Origin of the sequence: Psychroflexus sp. MES1-P1E (assembly GCF_002836055.1) — a bacterium.
Taxonomy (GTDB): Bacteria; Bacteroidota; Bacteroidia; order Flavobacteriales; family Flavobacteriaceae; genus Psychroflexus.
In genome coordinates, this window is the sequence record NZ_PJBS01000138.1 from 1 (window position 1) to 5,846 (window position 5,846).

Here is a 5,846-nt window from a genome sequence, read left to right on the forward strand (position 1 = left end):
AAATTATAAAAATTCTGAAGTTAAAAAATCAGTGATATTTTTTTAAATATTCATTGATTGGACTAAAACTGTTCTTTATCCACATCTATCTTCTAAGTATGTGTAAAGTATTCTTTTATATCTTTTTTATTAATGCTTGCGATTTAAGCATAATTGATCTCATGGGAATCTGAAAAGTTAAATAAGTTTCACTTATAAAACAATTGGAAACAATCTCAACACAGTTGACACAATCGCAGGAAGAGTTGACTAGTTGGATTTTTTGTTCTATGATATTTTAATAAAGGAGAATTTGAAGACTTCTTAAAAATAGATGTTCTTGGATTACAATGAACATAGTCTCAATCATTTTTTTAAGACTAACAACTCGATAAGGTAAACCGATAGGGACAATCAGGAGAAAATACAAATGTTTTAAGTTTTAAGCTGAGTTGGTTTATTCTCAAAGGGGAAGTTGGTGCTGCCTAAATAGAAGCTTTTGATGCCGATCGTTTTTTGTTTTCAAATGAGTTGGGCCGAGATCATTTCTATGCGACTATCCCTCAGTCAAGATTGGAGGGTCTTGGTGGTGTGGATATATTCACTCTTAAAATTGATTACCTACTTTCAAAATCCAACCTTCATTTTAGTGTTGGCTATTAAGATTTAAGAGGAGCCAAAGTCCTACGTTTTAATCCCAACAAATATAATATCGATGGAACCAGACAATTTAACACCTAGTACTAATTTAGTTTTTAAATATTGCATTAAAATTTATTGCTTAATCAAGGAAAAAATATGAGCATAGCGATAGTGCCAGTTCTATTTTATGAGGCTTAATAAGTGATAAAAAAACTGATTATACAGGACATTTCAATGCTAAATTGGCATAAATTACATTCGATCCAAAAGGATTATTTAAAGTCTTCAATTAAAATTCACTTTGGGTTTACCAAACTTATAAGACTAATGAACAACAAGACTTATTTTTAATAGGTATAACCTTTACAAAATCAGTTTAACTGCCAATTTTCATTTCTGAATTTTATTTTTAGGAAGATAACTCTCTATCATTTATCTGATTATAAATAATAGATAAAAATAATTTATCATATCTATTAATTTTTTTTGAATAAATAAAATCCTTTATATTCTTATTTATGGAAAATAAGTATATTTTTATAGAGATTTATTTAAAAAAAACAACCAATGTATCATAATTTAAAAATATCAGGGAGTTGTCTACTTCTTATTTGTTTTATGTTTTCATGTTCTGTGGAGACTGAAAAGCATGAAATCACAACACCCGTTCTTGATCTAAAGGCTATAGGTCCTCTTTTTGAAGGGTCAAACACAGCAACGGCAACTTGGGAATTCTCTTTGGAAGATTTATTTCCAAAACTCGAAGAGACTATCAAAATTGAAAAAGCCCAAGTAAAGTCAATTCAAATTAAGACTCGAGAGGGAATGGATTTTCCAAAGATTGGGAAAATGGTAATTGAAATGACATCTAAGTATACCGATATGACTAAGATTGGTCTTTTAGACGATAATATCCAACCCAATAAAAAATACACTTTTCAAGTGGCAGAGGAGCAAGAAGATTTGCAAACAGCAATTTCAGACGAGCGTATCACCTTTATTGGAGATTTTGACATGCTAGAAGATGACTATTACGAAGATGTTATTTTCGATCTAATAGTGACTTTAGAAATTGAAACCAGAAATTAATTTAATATTGAAAACTATGAAGACTAAGCTTTTTTTGATCACATTTTGTTTACTAGGTTATTTTAGTTTTGCTCAAGAAGCAGGCGATATCGTTGGAGTATGGGAACCAGGACACGGTAAGGCAAAGGTGAAAATCGATAAGATTGATAATAAGTTTTACGGAAAAATCGTTTGGCTAAAAGAGCCTATCGATCCAGTTACTGGAGAACCTAAAGTAGATAAAAACAATCCAGATGAAAGTATGCAAAAGGCACCTTTGCGTGGTTTCCGTATTTTAAAAGACTTTGAGTATCAAGGCGAAGGAATATGGGAAGAAGGTACTATATACGATCCAGAAAATGGGACAAGCTACAGCTGCATAATTACTATGAAAGATGAAAACACGTTAGACATTCGAGGTTATGTGGGGGTAAAGACCTTTGGTAGAACGGACACTTGGAGAAGACTTATTAGAAAAAAATAACAATTAATTTAAACATTAATTTGTTGAGGTCAAGACCTTTGCTAAATGTTTTTAATCAATCTTGGACATATGAATTACAATTATAAAATTTTTGCATTACTTGTATTTTTTGGGTTTGGTATGAATACAATTCAAGCTCAAGAGGATGAAGAAGATTACAGTAAGTATGATGATTTTGAATTGGAAGATGACACTCCCGTAAAACGTTATGCTAGTCCTAAAATTTCTGGAATGAGTCCTCAGAAATTTATAGGGGTGAGTTTTGATGCTCAAATGCCTTACAAGTATGAGTTTTCAAATGTCACCTTTCCTCAATCTCTTGATAATGGTTTTGATGTAGATGAGGAGAACCCAGCTATTAACGAAACTGGGCGAGCAAGATTTACTGGCGGTTTCAGATTGAACACCAACATTCCCATCATTTCTAAAAGTAGTTTTGTTTGGCAATCGGGAATTAATTTTATGGACACGCGTTATAACATTAGAGAAAATTTGAATTCTCCCCGGTCTCCAACACTCCTTCCAGATGGAACCGAAGCAAGAAGTTTAGGTCGCATTTTGAATGAGGATGGTCTTCGAAATATCAACTGGACCAACACATTTTTTTTCCCAATGAATGAGACTGAATTTATAGTGTTTCAAACTCAGATGGATTTGAGCGGTAATTATGGCTTGGATGAATTTCAATCTTTGAGCACCATTAGATATAGTGCAGCTGCCATCTATGGAAGACGGGTAAATGATTATTTCCGATGGGGAGTAGGTGTATCTAGAACATATAGAGTTGGAAATCTTAATTATGTGCCTGTTATCATGTTTGATTGGACTTCTGAAAATAAAAAATGGGGAACAGAGATCTTATTTCCCGCCAGGGCTTATTTGCGTTATAACATCAACCAAAACTCACTTCTTCTTGCAGGATTTGATCTAGAGGGTCAAAGTTACCGTATAGATGATTATTCCGTTAATGGAAATTCTTATGAAATACGAAGAGGGGAAGTTAGACCTAAATTGGAATTTCAAACTAAAATTTCAGGATACATCTGGGCAAGTGTCCAAGCTGGACTCAGATATGATTGGTCTTATGATGCTGATGAATTAGACGGTGAGGCCGATTTTTTTAGAGGATTTTTTGGCGATCAGGATTTTGGAATGGTAAATAGTTTTGAAAATCCTTTTTTCTTTAATGTAGGGCTTAATTTTGTAAGTCCATAATGTGTAACAGTAAGACTTCAGTAGATTAGAGAAGATGTTTAGACTATAATTGTATAGGTTAACTTAACCATTAGACCCCTTATTTTTTCTAAATTAAGAGGTCTAACCTAATTCCAAAACTGATGAAACACCTCCTCTTATTATGTGTCTTTTTTTTAGGTCTATTTGTTCCAAAGGCCCAAACTATGGAGGGAGCCTGGAAGCTTACCTCTCTAAATGGGGAGGCTGTAACCAATCGAGAAGTTATAAAGATTGTTCAGGACGGTTACTTTGCTTTAGGGTCTAGGGATGTAGTGGATAATTCATTTTTAGGAGCCGCCGGAGGTGAGTTTCGCATAGATAATAAAAAACTTATTGAAATTAGAGACTTTGATACTTATGATGATTCTAAGATCGGGATAGAGCACCAGTATTTAATGACTTGGGTTAACGAAAGTCGTATTCAACTTTCAAGTGCAACTTCGTTTAAGGTTTGGGAACGGGTTTCTGTAAATAATGACGATCTAAATGGCAATTGGGTCATTACGGGTCGACAACGCGATGGTGAGATGAAGACAATGACACCAGGTGATAGAAGAACTATAAAGATTATAGGGGGTGGTCGTTTTCAATGGATAGCGTTTAATTCTGCTACTAAAACTTTAGGAGCTAGCGGTGGTGGAACATACACTGCCCAGAGGGGTGTTTATACTGAACATATTAGGTTTTTCTCAAAGGATAAAGATCGAGTAGGGGCAGTTTTAAAATTTAACTATGAGGTTATAAATGGTGAATGGCACCACCAAGGGAATAGTTCCAAAGGACAGCCTATCTTTGAAATATGGTCACCTTACCAAGATACTTATCAAAAATAAGTGTGATTTTTGGAAATGGCATTATTCAAGTTCCTAAATCAAATTTTCATTAACCTCAAGCATCTATAGACCAACTATAGACTAATGAAGCGTCTCCACTAAAATCTTTCTGTCTATCTACTTCATAAATATCTTCAAATTCATCCCCAAAGCGCTCAAAAGCACTTAAAAATCCAAAGTCTCGATCTGGGATCTTAGAGAGGATTTTTCCAACCATTGGGATTGCTTTTTTTGCAATGACTAACCATGGTACTTTTGTGGTACCCATAATATCAGTGACTATTCCAAAGGCATCTCCACCTATGCCAGTTTCAATATTTTGTAAAATTTCTCCCATGTTTCTTGTCGATCTTCTGGTGTGACGTAGATGGATGTGAACATTTAATTCCTTATATTCGGGAAGCTCTCTGCTTAAGACAAATAGCCCTTCCGAACCTGTTTCGTCAGTATCGAATTGAAAAGAATTATCATGTCTCTTACTCAATTTGAATGGCTCTTGAGGCAAAGTGGTCAAAATCATTTTGTCTTTATCTGAGGGATGTTCAGCAACAATTATAAAGTAAAGTCTCCATCTTTTTTTGGGTCTGTAAATTTGGACTTCATCTATTTCTAACCTGACTCTTAACATGATTGGGATATTTTAGAAGTTACCTTTAAATTTAGGCATTTTTTCTCTAAAGTCTACGTCCTATTTTCTAGTTATAAAAGCAATCGGGCAAGTTGATTTTACTTTCTTTAGTTGTTCAATTTCAGAATCCGAAACCCATATTGAGCAACGACAACAAATGCGATAGCTCCTATACTCAAATCAAGTTTATTGGAGCTCATGACACCCCGAAAAATTCATGCTGTTAGTTAAGTTGATGATCATATCGTTTGATGTAAAAATCATATTCACTTTCAGGTGTACTTCTGCTTTGCTCATTGACTTTGTAAAAGGAAAAAAAATCCCTTTACCACAAGCGAAAAAATCGAGACGATAATCGTTATAAAAAGACCACCTTCACCAACTTCGTACTGTGTTAAAACATGGCTTTCAAATGATTGAGAAACCCTAGGTTCTGTAAATTCAATATTTTGGGTAAGGATGAGTTCGTCCTGATTAAAATTAAAATAACCACCCTGTAAAACGAGGCTAATCCAAAATTTATTTTCTATCCTATCCTATCATTAAACTGAGGTCCTATGCCCAATTGAAAATAAGAATTGATTGACTTAGTTAGAAGATGTTTTGCTGTTTGTATTTTCCTGAGGTTGAACATCAAAACGAGTGTTCAAATTATCAAAACCATCATTAACAGATCCATATTGCTTGAAAACATATAGGCCGATATTAAATCTTTCGTTTTTCCATTACGGCGTAAAGTATCCAAGATTGAAGCCGAAATCAGATTGTAACAACTCGGACTCGTCACTATTAGAATCGAACGTATTGGTATTTCCTCCTAAAAATAGGCTTGGTTTTTATTGTGCACTAAGTTTTGAGAATGAAATTAATATTGCAATACTGAAACTTATAATTTTAAGATATTTAATAATTTCTATATTATTTGCTATCACAAACCAAATGAAGCATTCTATTTATTCTTAAAAATTTATGTTAA

General features: G+C 33.6%; 5 protein-coding genes. 4 read left to right on the plus strand and 1 reads right to left on the minus strand.

Going from position 1 to position 5,846, the window contains the following annotated elements:
* Positions 1–1,188: 1,188 nt before the first annotated feature.
* The 4 genes from CXF67_RS03880 (at position 1,189) to CXF67_RS03895 (ending at position 4,242) form a co-directional block, all read left to right on the plus strand.
* The gene (locus CXF67_RS03880) at positions 1,189–1,710 is read left to right on the plus strand and encodes a hypothetical protein (RefSeq protein ID WP_102087542.1); all 522 of its coding nucleotides are present in this window, start codon (positions 1,189–1,191) and stop codon (positions 1,708–1,710) included.
* 16 nt (positions 1,711–1,726) lie between these two features.
* The gene (locus tag CXF67_RS03885) at positions 1,727–2,173 is read left to right on the plus strand and encodes a DUF2147 domain-containing protein (protein ID WP_102087546.1); all 447 of its coding nucleotides are present in this window, start codon (positions 1,727–1,729) and stop codon (positions 2,171–2,173) included.
* 69 nt (positions 2,174–2,242) lie between these two features.
* Positions 2,243–3,388 (plus strand): DUF6268 family outer membrane beta-barrel protein, encoded by a 1,146-nt coding sequence (locus CXF67_RS03890; RefSeq protein ID WP_257984589.1) that lies wholly within the window; start codon positions 2,243–2,245, stop codon positions 3,386–3,388.
* Between the two features lie 122 nt (positions 3,389–3,510).
* Positions 3,511–4,242, plus strand: coding sequence for a hypothetical protein (locus CXF67_RS03895; RefSeq protein WP_102087544.1), 732 nt, complete (start codon positions 3,511–3,513; stop codon positions 4,240–4,242).
* 55 nt (positions 4,243–4,297) lie between these two features.
* Here the strand turns inward: CXF67_RS03895 and CXF67_RS03900 are convergent, their stop codons facing one another.
* Positions 4,298–4,870 carry a hypothetical protein gene (locus CXF67_RS03900; protein WP_102087545.1) on the minus strand — a complete coding sequence of 191 codons (573 nt, stop codon included), beginning with the start codon at positions 4,868–4,870 and terminating at the stop codon, positions 4,298–4,300.
* Between the last annotated feature and the right edge of the window lie 976 nt (positions 4,871–5,846).

What these genes read in the sequence shown, in the direction of transcription:
- CXF67_RS03880 (WP_102087542.1), top strand. Translation starts at nt 1,189, where the DNA reads ATGTATCATAATTTAAAAATATCAGGGAGTTGTCTACTTCTTATTTGT.
- CXF67_RS03890 (WP_257984589.1), top strand. Translation starts at nt 2,243, where the DNA reads ATGAATTACAATTATAAAATTTTTGCATTACTTGTATTTTTTGGGTTT.
- CXF67_RS03900 (WP_102087545.1), bottom strand. Translation starts at nt 4,870, where the DNA reads ATGTTAAGAGTCAGGTTAGAAATAGATGAAGTCCAAATTTACAGACCC.
- CXF67_RS03885 (WP_102087546.1), top strand. Translation starts at nt 1,727, where the DNA reads ATGAAGACTAAGCTTTTTTTGATCACATTTTGTTTACTAGGTTATTTT.
- CXF67_RS03895 (WP_102087544.1), top strand. Translation starts at nt 3,511, where the DNA reads ATGAAACACCTCCTCTTATTATGTGTCTTTTTTTTAGGTCTATTTGTT.